The sequence below is a fragment of the Ramlibacter sp. genome (assembly GCF_028291745.1).
GTDB lineage: Bacteria > Pseudomonadota > Gammaproteobacteria > Burkholderiales > Burkholderiaceae_C > Ramlibacter.
The window spans coordinates 1-14977 of sequence record NZ_JAQGNQ010000110.1 but is presented as its reverse complement, the minus strand read 5'-3'; the positions used below and the strand labels follow the sequence as shown (position 1 = coordinate 14977).

The following is a 14977-nucleotide window of genomic DNA, read 5'->3' as shown; positions in this document are numbered from 1 at the left end:
CCTCTGGGGGAGGGCTGGGGTGGGGGCGCTCCGGGCGCCAACCAGCGCCGCAGCGCCCCCAGCGCCCCCCTCCCGGCCTTCCCCCGGAGGGGGAAGGAGAAAAGCAATTAAGATATCCACCGTCACCGGCGCGTGATCGCTCGGCTGCTTCCACTTCCTCGGCACCCGGTCGATCGCGCACGCCTTCACCATGCCCTTGAGCGCCTCGCTCACCAGGATATGGTCGATCCGCAGACCGCGGTTCTTCGGGTAGCCGAGCATGCGGTAGTCCCACCAGCTGAAGCTCTTTTCCGGCTGCTCGAACAGGCGGAAGCTGTCCACGAGGCCCAGCTCCAAAAGCTGGCGAAAGTGCTCGCGTTCCGCGCTGGTGTGGTGGATCGTCTCGCGCAGGCCCTCGGGGTCGTACGAGTCGCGGTCTTCCGGTGCGATGTTGAAGTCGCCCACCAGCAGCAGCCTCGCGTGCTGCGCCAGCTCCTGGCGCACGGAGTCGCGCAGGCCGCGCAGCCATGACATCTTGTAGTCGAACTTCTCCGTGCCCGGCGCCTGGCCGTTGACGAAGTAGCCGTTGACCAGGCGCAGCTCCCCCTGCGGCGTATCGATCGTCACCGAAAGCAGGCGCGCGTTGTCGTCTTCGAAGCCGACGATGTTCTTCACCGCATCACGCACCGGCACGCGGCTCATGACGGCCACGCCGTTGTACGTCTTCTGCCCGAAAACGGTGCAGTGCTCGTAGCCCGCCGCGCGCAAGGCGTCGAGCGGGAACTTGTCGTCGGTGAGCTTGAGTTCCTGGAGGCACAGCACGTCCACCGGGTTGGCGGCCGTCCAGTCCAGCACGTGCTGCAGGCGCGCCGCCAGCGAGTTGACGTTCCAGGTGGTGATCTTCATCGAGGCGGATTCCCGGTTTCGGTGCGCGCGCGCAGGTACCACTCGAGGATCTGCTCCCCGTTCCAGTGCACGACGCCGCTGTGACGGTTGATGTGCTCGTACACCTTCTCGAGATAGCCGATGCGGAACGGCTGGCCGCTGATGTAGGGATGGATCGCGATGGCCATGATCTTGGGCCGCTCCGCCGCTTCGAGATAGTAGCGGTCGAAGGTGTCGCAGCATTTCTGGGTCCAGTACGCCGCCTCGTGGTGCTGCACCATCATCAGCGGGATGTCGTTGTTCTCCACCGTGTAAGGCAGCGTCACCAGCGGCCCGTGGGCCGTGCGGATCTCGGTGGGCTCGTCGTCGTAGGGGAAGTCGCCGATGTACTTCACGCCGGCGGCGGTGAGCAGGTCGGGCGTCTCCAGGGTCTGCGTCAGGCCCGGGCCGAGCCAGCCGACGGGCCGCTTGCCGTAGAACCTTTCCAGCGTATCGAGCGAGCGCTCGATCATCGCCTTCTGGTCCTCGGACTTGTGGATCGGCATCTGGTCCCAGGCATGGCCCATGAATTCCCAGCCGGCTTCCAGGCAGGCGCTCGCCACGCGCGGATAGTCCTCGGTCACGCGCGCGTTGATCGACAGCGTCGGCTTGATGCCCAGGCTGTCGTACAGCTTCTTGAAACGCCAGAAGCCCACGCGCATGCCGTACTCGTGCCACGCCCAGTTCGGCACGTCGGGCAGCAGCGGCACGCCGGTGGGCGGGGGCAGGACTTGCCGCGCCATCGGCCGGCCTATGTCCCAGACCTCGAGGTTCACGATGGTCCAGACCACCACCTTCGCGTCGCCCGGCAGCTTCAGCGGGGGTCGGTCGACGATGGCGGAATAGTCGGTGCGTTCGCGGGGGATCATGGGCATGCGGGGGTCTCCTCGTGTTGCCGGGAAAGCTTGCGGATTCTGCCGCAGGATGCCAGCATCCGCTCTCCTGTCTCGGAGGTTCGATGAAGCCTGCTTTCACCCGGTCGCTCGCGCATGCGGCACTGTTTGCCCTGACGATCGTCGCCGGTGCGCAGGCGCGTGCCCAGAGCGACTACCCGAAGCAGCCTATTCGCATGATCGTCGGCTTCGCGCCTGGCGGCATCTCCGACGTGCTGGCGCGCGCGCTGGCTGCCAAGGTCAGCACGCAGATCGGCCAGTCGGTGATCGTCGACAACAAGGCGGGCGCGGGCACCACCATCGCGGGCGAATGGGTGGCCAAGGCGCCACCTGACGGCTACACGATCTGGCTGCAGGACATCACCACGCATGCGATCAACGCCAGCCTCTACCCGAAGCTGCCCTACGACACGGCGCGCGACTTCACCCCGATCACGCTGGTGGCCTCCACGCCGCTGATGCTGGTGGTGCATCCCTCGTCGCCCTTCCACAGCGTGCGCGATCTCGCGCTGCAGGCGAAGGCGCAGCCGGGAAAGATGTCCTATGGCTCCTCGGGCAACGGCACCATCATCCACCTGGCCAGCGAGATGCTCAAGAACAGCCAGGGGCTGGACGCCACGCACATCCCGTACAAGGGCAGCGGCCCGGCGACCCAGGCGATCCTGGCCAACGAGGTGAGCTTCGTGTTTTCGACCATGCCGCCCGCGGTGAGCAACGTGAAGGCGGGCAAGCTGCGCGCGCTGGCCGTGACCACACCCAAACGCGTGGCCGCCGCCCCCGACGTGCCGACCATGGCCGAAGCCGGCGTGCCGAATTTCGAGCTGGTGGTCTATACGGGCATCCTGGGGCCCAGGGGCATGGACCCGGCGATCGTGCGCCGCCTGCACGCCGAATTCGCGCGGGCCCTGCAAAGCGAGGACATCCGCAAGGTCTACGACAACCTCGGCGCCGATCCGATCAGCAGCGGCCCGGAGGCGCTGGGCGAGATGATCGCGCGCGAGACGGTGCGTTATGCGCCGGTGGTGAAGGCTTCGGGCGCGAAGGTGGACTGACGGATACGGACTGCCTGGAAGCAGAAGACGCGAAAGATACGCAGAGGACGCAAAAAAGCCAAAGAAAACTTCAATGGTTTTCTTTTGCGACTTCTGCGCAACCTTTGCGCCTTCTGCGTCCGGCAGTCCGATTTCTGCCTTCTGCCTTCTGCCTTCTGCTCAGATGTGCAGCATCGCCAGCCCGCCGATGGCCAGCCCCACGGCGGCGACTGCGAACATGCCCCGCTCCAGCCACTTCTTTCGGGTCAGCAGCGCGATGGCCGCCAGGGCGATGGAAACCTGCAGCGCGGTCGTCGCCTGGGCCCAGCGGTGATGCACGTGCATCTGCGCGTCGCTCTGGCGATCCCACTCCTTGGACTCGGCCTCGATCTTTTCCGCCGCGGCCTGGATGTCCTTCTTTTCCTTCTCGTAGCGATCGATCTTCGCCTGGTAGTAGGCCTGCTTGTCGGCCGGCGCCAGGTCGCGCGAGACCTCGGCCAGCGACTGCTTCGTCGACTTCGCCTGGAAGTAGTTCCACTGGTTGGAGGCTTCGGTCTTGCGGATCGCGGCGTTGTTCTTGTCCAGGCCGGCATTGGCCTGGGTCGCGCCGCCCATGTACGAGAAGATCGCGCCCACGGTGGCGATCACCGCCGTGAACATCGCGATCTGGTTGATCATGCCGCCCCCGGCGAGGCCGTGCTGCGCCGGGTCGCCGTGCGCAGCCTCGATGGCGTGCTCCAGCTCGTGGTCATGGGGGCCGTGGACGTGGAAGCCGTCGCCTGACATGGTTGTTTTCCTCTGAGACTGCAGCGGCGATTCTAGTCAGCCGTTTGGGTCGAAAGAATTAATTTGCAGTGCGGCGGTAGGTCACGAAGTCGAACGGGATGCCGGCGGGCGACAAGTGTCGTTCGCGCGCCACCTCGTGCCAGTCGGCGCCGAGTGCCGGCGCGAAGGTGTCGCCGTCGTAGTCGGCGCCGATCTCGGTGACCACGGCCAGGTCAGCACGCGGCATCGCCAGCCTGAAGATCTCGGCGCCCCCCGTGATCCACGCGGTGTCGGTATCGGCGCCGGCGCAGGCGGCGATCGCTTCATCGAGCGACACCGCGCGCTGCGCGCCCGGCGCCTGCCATTGCGGGTCGCGCGTGATCACGATGTTCTTGCGCCCGGGCAGCGGCCGAAAGCGCGGCGGCAGCGACTCCCAGGTCTTGCGGCCCATGATCACCGGCGCGCCGAGTGTGGTCCGCTTGAAGTGCGCCAGGTCCTCGGGCAGATGCCAGGGCAGCACGCCGCCGCGGCCGATCACGCCGTTGCGCGATTGCGCGTAGATCAGGCCCAGCTTCATACCGCCACCGGAGCCTTGATCGCGCCGTGGCACTGGTAGTCAAGCATCTCGAAGTCCTCGTAGGCGTAGTCGAAGATCGAGGCCGGCCGCCGTTTGATGTGCAGCGTCGGATAGGGGTAGGGCGCGCGGCTCAATTGCAGCTCCACCTGTTCGTGGTGGTTGCTGTAGATGTGGCAGTCGCCGCCGGTCCAGACGAAGTCGCCCACGCCCAGGTCGCATTGCTGCGCGATCATGTGCGTCAGCAGCGCGTAGCTGGCGATGTTGAAGGGCACGCCCAGGAAGATGTCGGCGCTGCGCTGATACAGCTGGCACGAGAGCTTGCCATCCGCGACATAGAACTGGAAGAACGCATGGCAGGGGGCCAGCGCCATCTTCGGCAGGTCCGCCACGTTCCAGGCGCTGACGATGATGCGGCGCGAATCCGGGTTGGTCTTGATGGTCTTGACCGCCTCGGCGATCTGGTCGATGTGGCCGCCTTCGGGCGTGGGCCAGCTGCGCCATTGCACGCCGTAGACCGGACCGAGATCGCCATCCTCGCGCGCCCACTCGTCCCAGATGGTGACGCCGCGTTCGCGCAGTCGATTGTTGTCGCTCGAGCCCTCGAGGAACCACAGCAGCTCGTGGATGATGGACTTCAGGTGGACCTTCTTGGTCGTGACCAGCGGAAAGCCCTCGTTCAAGTCGAAGCGCATCTGGTAGCCAAAGACGCTGCGCGTGCCTGTGCCGGTGCGGTCGGTCTTGGCGGTGCCATGGGTGTACACATGGCGCATGAAGTCCTCGTACTGCGAGCGGACGGGGCGGGCGGCGGTCATGGGTCGATTATCGGGGAGCTTCGCAGGGTCGGCCAGCCGGACGAAAAGTCGCTAAGGCACGCAAAAGCTCGCAAAGGAATTCAATGAATAGTTGGAAGTCTTTTGCGCCTTCTGCGAAACCTTTGCGACTTGTGCGTCCGGCTGTCCCATCCCGCTTTCCTATCGGACCGCCACCACCCGCCCCGGATTCAGGATCCCCTGCGGGTCCAGCGCCTTCTTCAGCGCCTGCATCATCCCGATCGCAACGGGTGACTTGTAGTGCGGCAGCTTGTCCACCTTGAGCGCGCCGATGCCGTGCTCCGCCGAGATCGAGCCCTCGAAGCGCTGCACCTGGTCGTACACCAGCGTGTTCACGCGCTCCTCGTGCTCGTGCAGGAAGGCCTTCGTATCGCCGCCCTCCGGCGCCTGCACGTTGTAGTGCAGGTTGCCGTCGCCCAGGTGGCCGAAGTTGACGAGCCGCACGCCTGCGATCTCCCGCTGCAGCAGGGCGTCGGTCTCGGCCACGAAGGCCGGGATGCGGGAGACCGCGATCGAGATGTCGTGCTTCACGTTCAGTCCTTCCTCCGCCTGCGCCAGCGGAATCGACTCACGGATGTGCCACAGCTGGCGCGCCTGCGCGATGTTCCCGGCGACCACGGCATCGGCCACGCAGCCGTCTTCCAGCGCCGCTTCCAGCAGGCGTTCGAACTGGCCGCGCGCGTGCGCCTCGGATTCCTGGTCGGCGTTCTCCAGCAGCACGCAGTAGGGGTGCTCGCGGTACAGCGGCACGCGCAGCTGCGGGTAGTGCTTGTCGGCCAGCGCCAGGGCAAACTGGCCCATCACCTCGAAGCCGGTCAGGCCGGCGCCGAGATGGCGATGCGCCAGTCCGAGCAGCGTGACCGCTGCCTGCATCGAGGGCACCGCGGCCCAGGCCGTGAGCGTCGCCGCCGGCTGCGGATAGAGCTTCATCGTCGCGCCGGTGATGATGCCCAGCGTGCCTTCGCTGCCGATGAACAGGTCGCGCAGGTCGTAGCCCGTGTTGTCCTTGCGCAGGCCGGTCAGGCCGCTCCACACCTCGCCCTGCGCGGTGACGACTTCGAGGCCCAGGCACAGTTCGCGCGTGTTGCCGTAGCGGACGACCTGCGTGCCGCCCGCATTGGTAGCCAGGTTGCCGCCGATCGTGCAACTGCCTTCGGCGGCCAGGCTCAGGGGGAACAGCAGGCCGGCATCGTCCGCGGCCTGCTGCAGATTCTGTAGCACGCAGCCGGCATCGACGGTCATCGTGAGATTGGCGCCGTCGATGGCGCGCACGCGGTTCAGGCGCGTGAGGCTGACCACGACCTCGCGGCCCGATTCATCCGGTACGCCGCCCACCACCAGGCCCGTGTTGCCGCCCTGCGGCACGATCGGCGCGCCGGCCGCGGCGCAGGCGCGCACCACCGCCGCCACTTCGTCGGTGGAGCCGGGGCGCACCACCGCCAGCGCCTTGCCGCGCGAGCGCTTGCGCCAGTCCAGCTCCCAGGCGCTCAGGTCGCCCTCGGTCAGCACGTGGGTGGCGCCGGCGATGGCGCGCAGTTGGGGGATCAGGTCGGTCATGGCTTCGAGCTTCGCAGGCGCAGCCGCACGTGCAGCGCGCAGGCGGCAAAGAGGATGAGGGACAGCGCGACTTGCAGCAGGGCCGGCGCGCCTTCGCGCCAGCGCACCGCGCCTTCCATGACGTAGGCCCACAGCAGCAGGCTCACCCAGCGATAGGTGTACATGCGGCGCTTGAGCAAGCCGGCCACCGGCAGGCACAAGGGCAGCACCTTCACCGCCCAGGGGCTGGGCGGCTGCACCAGCCACAGCTCCCAGGTGAGGCCGAGCGCGATCAGGGCGAGCAGGCTCGCGAAGGCGACCCAGCGCGTGGCTTCGACGGCGGGCGGGACGATGACTTGGGTGGACTGCATGGGGGAATGGCATCATACCGAGCGATGAATCCGCGCCAGCTGCTTGCCGACCTTGCTCGCTTCCCCTGGCTGCCGACCGCAGTGACGCTGAGGGAACGCTTTCGCGAAGACCGGCTGGGTCTTTCGGCCAGCAGCCTCACCTTCACGACCACCATCGCCCTGGTGCCGTTCTTCACGGTCGCCCTGGCGTTGTTCACCGCCTTTCCGATGTTCGGCAAGCTGCAGGCTAACCTGCAGCGCTGGCTGGTGCAAAGCCTGGTGCCCGATTCCATCGCGCGCCAGGTGCTCGGCTACCTCACGCAGTTCGCGGGCAAGGCGAGTCGGCTGGGCGGCGTGGGCCTGGCGGCGCTGGTGGTGAGCGCCATCGCGCTGGTGCTGACCATCGACCGCACGCTCAACGGCATCTGGCGCGTGCGGCGGCCGCGGCCCTTCGCGCAGCGGGTGCTGATCTACTGGGCGGCGATCACGCTCGGCCCGGTGCTGCTGGCGGTGAGCCTGGGCACCAGTTCGTACTTCATCTCGGAGTCGCGCGGGCTGGTGACGGGCCTGCCGGGCATGGTGACCTTCATGCTCACCACGTCGGAGTTCCTGCTGCTGGCGGCGGCGCTGACGGCGCTCTATCGCTTCGTGCCCAACACGCCGGTGCGGCCCACCCACGCGGCGGCCGGCGGCGTGTTCTCCGCCCTCGGCATCGAGCTGGCCAAGCGGCTGCTGGCCTGGTACATCGGGCTGGTGCCGACCTATTCGATGGTGTACGGCGCCTTCGCGACTCTGCCTATCCTGCTGGTGTGGATCTACATCGGCTGGGTGATCGTGCTGCTCGGGGCCGTGGTCGCGGCCTACCTGCCCAGCCTGCTGGCCGGTGCACGCCGGCGCGGCGGCGGGCATGGGTGGCAATTCCAGCTGGCCCTGGAGATCCTGCAGCAACTGCAGGCGACCCGCCCGAGTGCGCGCCGCGGCATGACCGCCAGCGAACTGGCCGGGCGCATGGAAGTCGACGTGCTGCAGCTCGAGCCGGTGCTGCAGACACTGGTGCAACTGGACTGGATCGGCCGGCTGAACGAAATCGAGGACCAGCACGAGACCCGCTATGTGCTGCTGGCCGACGTGCAGTCGACGGCGCTGGAGCCCTTGATGCGGCACCTGCTGCTTCCCGCGAGCGAGGCGACGGCGAAGCTGTGGCAGACGGGGCGACTTTCGTCCCTGTACCTGAAGGATGTCTTGTAGGCTGGGCTGCCGCAGGCACCCCAGCATGTGCGCGCAAATCGCTGGGGTGCCTGCGGCAGCCCAGCCTACGAGGGTCGCGATCGCGCCTTACCCCTGCAGGAAATCCCGCAGCGCGAACAGCACCGCATCCGGTGCCTCGGTCATCATCTGGTGGCCGGCGGCCACCACCACGGTCCGCGCATCGCGGGCCTTCTGCTGCAGCCCCTGTGCCGCCTTGGGCGGCGTCATCGCATCGTCCTTGCCCAGCACGAACAGGATCGGGCACTGCACCTGCGCGATCGCCGCTTCGCCGCCCGCATAGCTGTCGCAGGCCACGAAGCCGCGATGGAACACGTTGACGCGCGGATTGCTGGCCAGCACGCGCTTCATCAGCGCCCTTGAACCGCCATACAGCCACGTGCCGGGCCCGAGCGCCGAGGGCGGCGGCGCCATCAGCGAATGCGAGTACACGTTGACCATGGTGATCGCCTTCATCGGCTCGTGCTGCGAGTTTTCCAGCAAGGCGGGCGAGACCTTCATCGGATGGGCGATGCCCACCAGCGCCAGATGCGTCACGCGTGCCGGCGCGCGCGACGCCGCCTCCAGCGCCACCAGCGCGCCGAAGCTGTGGCCGACCAGCGCCGCGCGTTCCACCTTCGCCGCATCGAGCAGCGCCAGCACGAAGTCGGCCGCTTCCTCGACGCTGCGGGGCGGCTCGCCCTCGCTGCGGCAGTGGCCCGGCAGATCGACGGCCAGCACGTTCCAGCCATGGTGCGCGAACCAGCGGGTCTGCAGGATCCAGACGCTGTGGTCGTTCAGCACGCCGTGCAGGAAGACGACGGTGGGCTTGCCGGCATCGAACGGCTTGCCGCCCGTGTAGCAGAAGGTGCGGGCGCCGTTGACGTTCAATTCCATGCAGTCTCCTGTTGATGTCATCCCGGGCTTGACCCGGGATCCACGCGGCGCTTGACCGGTCGCCGCATCGATTGCGGGTCAAGCCCGCAATGACATGGTTTGCGACACGGATTGCAGCTCACCCCTTTTCCGCCGCCCGCAATGCCCGCTTCAGGTCGTCGATCAGGTCCTCCGGATCTTCCAGGCCGATGGACAGGCGGATCGTTCCCGGGCCGATGCCGGCGGTCTTCAGCGATTCATCGCTCATGCGGAAATGCGTGGTGCTGGCCGGGTGGATCACCAGCGAGCGGCAGTCGCCCACGTTGGCCAGGTGGCTGAAGAGGCGCAGCGCCTCGATGAATGTCTTGCCCTGTTCGCGGCTGCCCTTCAGGTCGAAGCTGAAGACCGAGCCAGCGCCCTTGGGCAACAGCTTCTGCGCGAGTGCATGGCTCGGATGCGACTCCAGCATCGGATGCCCCACGCGCGCCACGAAGGGATGCGCCACCAGGAACTCCACCACGCGCCGTGTGTTGGCCATGTGACGGTCCATGCGCAGCGGCAGCGTCTCTATGCCTTGCAGGATCAGCCACGCGGTGTGCGGGCTCATGCTGGCGCCGAAATCGCGCAGGCCTTCGCGGCGCGCGCGCAGCAGGAAGGCGCCCACCGTCGATTCCTCGCTGAACACCATGTTGTGGAAGCCCTCGTAGGGCGCACTCAGTTCCGGGAAGCGCCCCGAGCGGTCCCAGTCGAAGCTGCCGCCATCGACCACCACGCCGCCGATCACCGTCCCGTGCCCCGAGAGGAACTTGGTCGCCGAGTGATAGACCAGGTCCGCTCCCAGGTCGAAGGACTTCATGAGGTAAGGCGTGGTGAAAGTCGAATCCACCAGCAAGGGCAGCCCCGCCTCGTGCGCCACGGCCGAAACCGTGGGAATGTCCAGCACGTCGAGCCCGGGGTTGCCCACGGTTTCGCCGAACAGCAGCTTCGTCTCGGGGCGGATGGCGGCACGCCAGCCATCGATGTCGCCCGGTGCGACAAAGGTCGTCGCGATCCCGAAGCGACTGAGCGTGTAGTGCAGCAGGTTGTGCGAGCCGCCATAGAGCGCGCTGCTGGCAACGATGTGCGAGCCCGCGCCCATGAGGGTGGCAATGGCCAGGTGCAGGGCGGCCTGGCCGCTCGCGGTGGCGATCGCGCCCACCCCGCCTTCGAGGGCGGCAACGCGCTGCTCCAGCACCGCGTTGGTGGGATTGCTGATGCGCGAATAGACGTGCCCGGAACGTTCGAGGTTGAACAGCGCCGCGGCGTGGTCGCTGGACTCGAAGACGAAGGAGGTGCTGAGGTGGATGGGCACCGCGCGGGCGCCGGTCGCCGGGTCGGGCGCGGCGCCGGCATGCAGAGCCAGCGTGTCGAAGCCGGGGTCGGAGTAACCGGGCATGGGGCGAATCCCTCCTCTGTCGCTCTATGGAACTGCCCGGGATTGTGGGCTATATTCTTCTCAACCCGGCCGCCACCAGCAGCGGCGGTCCAAGGAGACAGCCATGAAAGTCAGCGACATCCTGCGCGTGAAGGGCAACACCCTCTATACGGCAACGCCTGAGGAGCCACTCTCCCGCGCGATCGACATCATGGCCGAAAAGGACATCGGCTCCCTGGTGGTGATGGATCACGGCGACCTGGTGGGCATGCTCACCTTCCGCGAAGTGATCCAGTGCATCGTCGCCAACCAGCATGTGGTGGGCAGCACGGTGGTGCGCACGGCGATGGACGACCATCCGCTCACCTGCACGCTGGAAACCGAACTCGACGAAGTCCGCCGCATGATGCTGGAGCGCCATGCGCGCTACATGCCGGTGATGGACAAGCGCATGCTCATGGGCGTCATCAGTTTGTACGACGTCGCGAAAGCGGTTGTGGACAGCCAGAACTTCGAGAACCGGATGCTCAAGGCGTACATCCGCGACTGGCCGGCGAGCGAGGACTCGCAGCCGACCGCGCAGCTTTGAGGATGTCCTCCCGGGCTTGACCCGGGTCCACGCTGCCCTTGTACTCGTGCCGTCGTGGATTGCGGGTCGACCGACGCCCGCAATGACATGGATGGATTCAGCCCTCCGCGCCGTGCACCACCTCCCGCAGCCGCGGGTAGATCTCGTTCTTCCAGCGGCGGCCGCTGAACACGCCGTAGTGGCCGACGCCCGTCTGTACGTGGTGCAGCTTCATGTACGGGCGCAAGCCGGCGCATAGATCGTGTGCCGCCACGGTCTGGCCCACGGCGCAGATGTCGTCGCGCTCGCCTTCCACCGTGAACAGCCAGGTGCGCCGGATCGCCTTCGGTGCGACCGGCCGGCCGCGCCAGGCCAGCGTGCCGCGCGCCAGGTCGAAGGTCTGGAACACCTTTTCCACCGTCTCCAGGTAGAACTCCGCCGGCAGGTCGTTGACGGCCAGGTATTCGTCGTAGAAGGCGCGGATCACCTCGGCCTGCTCCAGTTCGCCGTCGACGAGGTGCTGGTAGAGGGTGCGAAACTGCTGCTGGTGCCGCTGCAGGTTCATGCTCAAGAAGGCGCTGAGCTGCAGGAAGCCGGGGTAGACCCGCCGCATGTGGCCGGCGTGCGGCGGCGGCACGTGGCTGATCAGGTTGCTCTCGAACCATCCCATGCTCCGGCTGGTGGCCAGGCGATTCACCCCGGTGGGATTCACCCGGCAGTCCACCGGCCCGGCCATCAGCGTCAGGCTGCGCGGCTGCGCGGGATCGTCGTCCTCGGCCAGCAGCGCGGTGGCGGCGATCGCGGCCACGCAGGGCTGGCACACCGCCACCACATGGGCGCCGGGACCGATCGCGCGCAGGTAGCGCATCAGGTAGTCGACGTAGTCGTCCAGGCTGAAGGCGCCATGGCGCAGGTGCACGTCGCGCGCGTTGTGCCAGTCCGTGATGTAGACGTCGTGGTCCTGCAGCAGCGTGCGCGCAGTGTCGCGCAGCAGCGTTGCGAAGTGGCCGGAGAGCGGCGCCACCAGCAGCACGCGCGGCTGGCCGCGCACGCCGGCGCGGGCGAAGTGCAGCAGCGTGCCGAAGGGCAGCACCAGCGCCGGCTCCTCGGTCACTGCCACCGTGCGGCCCTCCGCCTCCACAGTGTCGATGCCGTACGGCGGGCGGCTGTGCGTCAGGCGCATGCGCGAGAACACGTCGAGGGCGGCGGCGGCCTTGCGCATGCCGCTGCCCTCGGTCTGGCGCCACCAGAGCAGCGCGCTCTGGTGCTGCGCCAGCAGCCGCAGCGGCGCCAGCGTGTCCGACTGCGACTGATAGCCGTGGTAGAGCAAAGCGCTCACGACCGCTCCTCGAAGGTGCGCGGCACTGGCACAGCGCTTGCACGACCGCGCCATGGCGGGACGGAGGCCCCGCGTCGGAGCGCACCATGGGCAAAGCCGTCCTCACGATCAGCAGCCGCAACTACGGCGCCTGGGCCCTGCGGGGTTGGCTGATGGCCAGGCTGGCCGGCCTGGAGTTCACCGAGCGCGTGATCCCGCCGGACGACCCGGCCATGCGCGCCGAGATCCTGCTGTTGTCGCCTTCCATGCGCGTGCCCTCGCTGCTGCACGACGGCGTGGAGGTCTGGGACACCATGGCGATCGGCGAATACCTCGCCGAGGTCCGCCCCAAGTCGGGCCTGCTGCCGGCGGACGTGGCGGCACGCGCCCATTGCCGCTCGATCTGCGGCGAAATGCATTCGGGCTTCACCTCGCTGCGCAGCGCGCTGCCCATGAACCTCAAGGCCCGCTTCCCCGGCTTCAAGGTCTGGTCGCGGGCGCAGGGCGACATCGACCGCATCCTTGCGATCTGGGCGGATTGCCTGGGCTGCTACGGCGGCCCCTTCCTGTTCGGACGGCAGCCGTGCATCGCCGATGCGATGTATGCGCCCGTGGTCACGCGCCTGCTCACGTACGGAGTCGCCGTCGACAAGGTCAGCGCCGCCTACTGCAAGCGCATCATGGACCTGCCGGCGATGTGCGAATGGCTCGCGGCGGCGCAGCAGGAGCCCGACGAGATCGACGAACTCGACGCCGAGTTCTAGGCCGCCTGCGTCGCGGGCCATGGCGTCGGATCCGGAACGGCGCAGGCCGGGGCTACGTCCACCGTGCGGAAGTCCGCCGGCGACACGATCTCCAGGTACTCCATGTCCGGCGAGTAGTCGAACAGGTAGTGCCGGATGCCGGGCGCCTGGTGCACGCAGTCGCCGGCGCTCACCAGCGTCATCCGCTCCTCGTACATGAAGCGCGCCCAGCCCTTGAGCATCAGCACGATCTGGAAGTCTGCCTCATGGCGGTGCCAGCCGGTGCCCGCTTCGGGTGCCATGTTCGCCTTGACCAGGTGCGCGATCACCTTCCCGCCAGTGGCTTCGGCGACCCCGAGGTCGCGGTAGAGGAAAAAGTCCCGCAGGCCGCCGGACACGTATTCCGTGTCGCCTGGCCTGACGTGGGAGAACTTGGTCGTCGTGCGATCCAGCATGGTGCTCTCCTGGTGCGCCGGGTAGGCGCCGCAGAGGCTGGAAGCAGGAAGCATTCCCGTGGAACCGCGATAATCGGGCCATGAGCGGCAACACCTTCGGCAAAGCCTTTGCGGTCACCAACTTCGGCGAGTCGCATGGGCCGGCCATCGGCTGCGTCATCGACGGTTGCCCACCCGGCATGGAGCTCTCGGAGGCCGACATCCAGCCGGACCTCGATCGCCGCCGCCCGGGCACCAGCCGCCACGTCACGCAGCGGCAGGAGGAAGACAAGGTCGAGATCCTCTCCGGCGTGTTCGAAGGCCGCACCACCGGCACGCCCCTGTGCCTCCTGATCCGCAATACCGACCAGCGCAGCAAGGACTACTCCGAGATCGGCCAGAAGTTTCGTCCGGGCCACGCCGACTACACCTACTTCGAGAAGTACGGCCTGCGCGATCCGCGCGGCGGCGGCCGCTCCTCCGCGCGCCTGACGGCACCGATGGTGGCTGCCGGTGCGGTGGCGAAGAAGTGGCTGCAGCAACAGCACGGCACGCAGTTCCGCGGCTGCATGCAGCAGATCGGCGAAATCGCGATTGCCTTCGAGAGCTGGGAGCATGTGCCCCACAACCCGTTTTTCGCGCCGGCGGCCGACGTGTCCGCGCTGGAAGCGTACATGGACACCCTGCGCAAGGCCGGCGACTCCTGCGGCGCCCGCATCCGGGTCACCGCCACCGGCATGCCGGTCGGCCTGGGCCAGCCCCTCTTCGACAAGCTCGATGCCGAGATCGCCTACGCGATGATGGGCATCAACGCGGTCAAGGGCGTGGAGATCGGCGCCGGCTTCGGCAGCGTGACGCAGCACGGCTCCACCCACGGCGACTCGCTGACCCCCCGCGGCTTTGCCAGCAACAACGCCGGTGGCGTGCTGGGCGGCATCAGCACGGGGCAGGACCTGGAAGTCTCCATCGCGATCAAGCCGACCAGTTCGATCCTGACCCCGCGCGACAGCATCGACGTGCACGGCCAGCCCACCCAGGTGGTCACCAAGGGCCGGCACGACCCGTGCGTCGGCATCCGCGCCACCCCGATTGCCGAGGCCATGCTCGCGCTGGTGGTGATGGACCTGGCGCTGCGCCATCGCGCGCAGTGTGGCGACGTCCGGGCGTCGCTGGCACCGATCCCGGCTTCTGCCGCCTGAGGTTTTTCGATGTCGTTGCGGGCCTGACCCGCAATCCACGCAGCGCTGATGCGCAGGCCGTCGTGGATCCCGGGTCGAGCCCCACTGCTGTCCGGAATCCCGCAGCATTGCTGCATGGCGCTTGCTCCACCTGCGGTATCGAGCAGCAGGGCGGTCGCGCAAGACGCCGTGCGGTGCGGGCCCGCGGGGTGGCGTCCCGATCGCGTGAACGCGATCGGGCAGACCTGCGCTGGCCGGTCTTGCGGCCCACGCGAAGAACTCGTCTGCAGTTTGGCCTGCGGCCCAACCGCGAACT

General features: G+C 67.6%; 15 protein-coding genes and 1 pseudogene. 5 read left to right on the top strand and 11 right to left on the bottom strand.

The window, feature by feature from the left end; genetic code table 11:
• Positions 1-111: 111 nt before the first annotated feature.
• Positions 112-885, bottom strand: a pseudogene (gene xth / locus JWP60_RS20445) (exodeoxyribonuclease III); the annotation flags it as partial.
• Positions 882-1778: a polysaccharide deacetylase family protein gene (locus tag JWP60_RS20440; protein ID WP_299795429.1), complete on the bottom strand. Its 897-nt coding sequence runs from the start codon at positions 1776-1778 to the stop codon at positions 882-884. The pseudogene xth and the gene JWP60_RS20440, both read right to left, overlap by 4 nt.
• Positions 1779-1861: 83 nt before the next feature.
• Here JWP60_RS20440 and JWP60_RS20435 point away from each other — a divergent pair, with 83 nt between their 5' ends.
• Complete coding sequence (locus JWP60_RS20435; RefSeq protein ID WP_299795427.1) at positions 1862-2848, top strand: tripartite tricarboxylate transporter substrate binding protein; 987 nt, start codon at positions 1862-1864, stop codon at positions 2846-2848.
• A gap of 159 nt (positions 2849-3007) precedes the next feature.
• Here the strand turns inward: JWP60_RS20435 and JWP60_RS20430 are convergent, their stop codons facing one another.
• The 5 genes from JWP60_RS20430 to JWP60_RS20410 all read right to left on the bottom strand — a co-directional run bounded on the left by JWP60_RS20430 (position 3008) and on the right by JWP60_RS20410 (position 6906).
• The gene (locus tag JWP60_RS20430) at positions 3008-3613 is read right to left on the bottom strand and encodes a DUF4337 domain-containing protein (protein ID WP_299795425.1); all 606 of its coding nucleotides are present in this window, start codon (positions 3611-3613) and stop codon (positions 3008-3010) included.
• Positions 3614-3671: 58 nt separating this feature from the next.
• Positions 3672-4169 (bottom strand): dihydrofolate reductase, encoded by a 498-nt coding sequence (locus tag JWP60_RS20425; RefSeq protein ID WP_299795423.1) that lies wholly within the window; start codon positions 4167-4169, stop codon positions 3672-3674.
• Positions 4166-4981 (bottom strand): thymidylate synthase, encoded by an 816-nt coding sequence (locus tag JWP60_RS20420; protein ID WP_299795421.1) that lies wholly within the window; start codon positions 4979-4981, stop codon positions 4166-4168. Before JWP60_RS20420 ends, JWP60_RS20425 begins: the two co-directional genes overlap by 4 nt.
• Positions 4982-5140: 159 nt before the next feature.
• Complete coding sequence (locus JWP60_RS20415; protein WP_299795419.1) at positions 5141-6556, bottom strand: FAD-binding oxidoreductase; 1416 nt, start codon at positions 6554-6556, stop codon at positions 5141-5143.
• A complete protein-coding gene (locus JWP60_RS20410) occupies positions 6553-6906 on the bottom strand; it encodes a DUF2069 domain-containing protein (RefSeq protein WP_299795417.1) in 354 nt (117 codons plus the stop codon). Before JWP60_RS20410 ends, JWP60_RS20415 begins: the two co-directional genes overlap by 4 nt.
• A gap of 24 nt (positions 6907-6930) precedes the next feature.
• On the opposite strand from JWP60_RS20410, the gene JWP60_RS20405 reads away from it, so the two are divergent.
• Positions 6931-8133 (top strand): YihY family inner membrane protein, encoded by a 1203-nt coding sequence (locus JWP60_RS20405; protein WP_299795415.1) that lies wholly within the window; start codon positions 6931-6933, stop codon positions 8131-8133.
• Between the two features lie 87 nt (positions 8134-8220).
• On the opposite strand, the gene JWP60_RS20400 is transcribed toward JWP60_RS20405, so the two are convergent.
• Together JWP60_RS20400 and JWP60_RS20395 are read right to left on the bottom strand one after the other, a co-directional pair.
• Positions 8221-9027, bottom strand: a complete 807-nt coding sequence (locus JWP60_RS20400; protein WP_299795413.1) for an alpha/beta hydrolase — start codon at positions 9025-9027, stop codon at positions 8221-8223.
• Between the two features lie 118 nt (positions 9028-9145).
• Positions 9146-10441, bottom strand: coding sequence for an O-acetylhomoserine aminocarboxypropyltransferase (locus tag JWP60_RS20395; RefSeq protein ID WP_299795411.1), 1296 nt, complete (start codon positions 10439-10441; stop codon positions 9146-9148).
• 103 nt (positions 10442-10544) lie between these two features.
• On the opposite strand from JWP60_RS20395, the gene JWP60_RS20390 reads away from it, so the two are divergent.
• A complete protein-coding gene (locus JWP60_RS20390) occupies positions 10545-11009 on the top strand; it encodes a CBS domain-containing protein (protein ID WP_299795409.1) in 465 nt (154 codons plus the stop codon).
• Between the two features lie 97 nt (positions 11010-11106).
• Here JWP60_RS20390 and phaZ read toward each other — a convergent pair whose 3' ends face one another.
• The gene (gene phaZ / locus JWP60_RS20385; protein ID WP_299795430.1) at positions 11107-12318 is read right to left on the bottom strand and encodes a polyhydroxyalkanoate depolymerase; all 1212 of its coding nucleotides are present in this window, start codon (positions 12316-12318) and stop codon (positions 11107-11109) included.
• Between the two features lie 95 nt (positions 12319-12413).
• Between phaZ and JWP60_RS20380 the strand changes: the two genes are divergently transcribed.
• Entirely contained in the window at positions 12414-13070 is a 657-nt protein-coding gene (locus JWP60_RS20380; protein ID WP_299795407.1) for a glutathione S-transferase family protein, read from the top strand.
• Here the strand turns inward: JWP60_RS20380 and JWP60_RS20375 are convergent.
• A complete protein-coding gene (locus JWP60_RS20375) occupies positions 13067-13504 on the bottom strand; it encodes a cupin domain-containing protein (RefSeq protein ID WP_299795405.1) in 438 nt (145 codons plus the stop codon). The genes JWP60_RS20380 and JWP60_RS20375 overlap by 4 nt on opposite strands.
• 80 nt (positions 13505-13584) lie before the next feature.
• Between JWP60_RS20375 and aroC the strand changes: the two genes are divergently transcribed.
• On the top strand, positions 13585-14682 hold the full coding sequence (aroC, locus tag JWP60_RS20370; protein WP_299795402.1) for a chorismate synthase: 1098 nt from the start codon (positions 13585-13587) through the stop codon (positions 14680-14682).
• Positions 14683-14977: the final 295 nt, after the last annotated feature.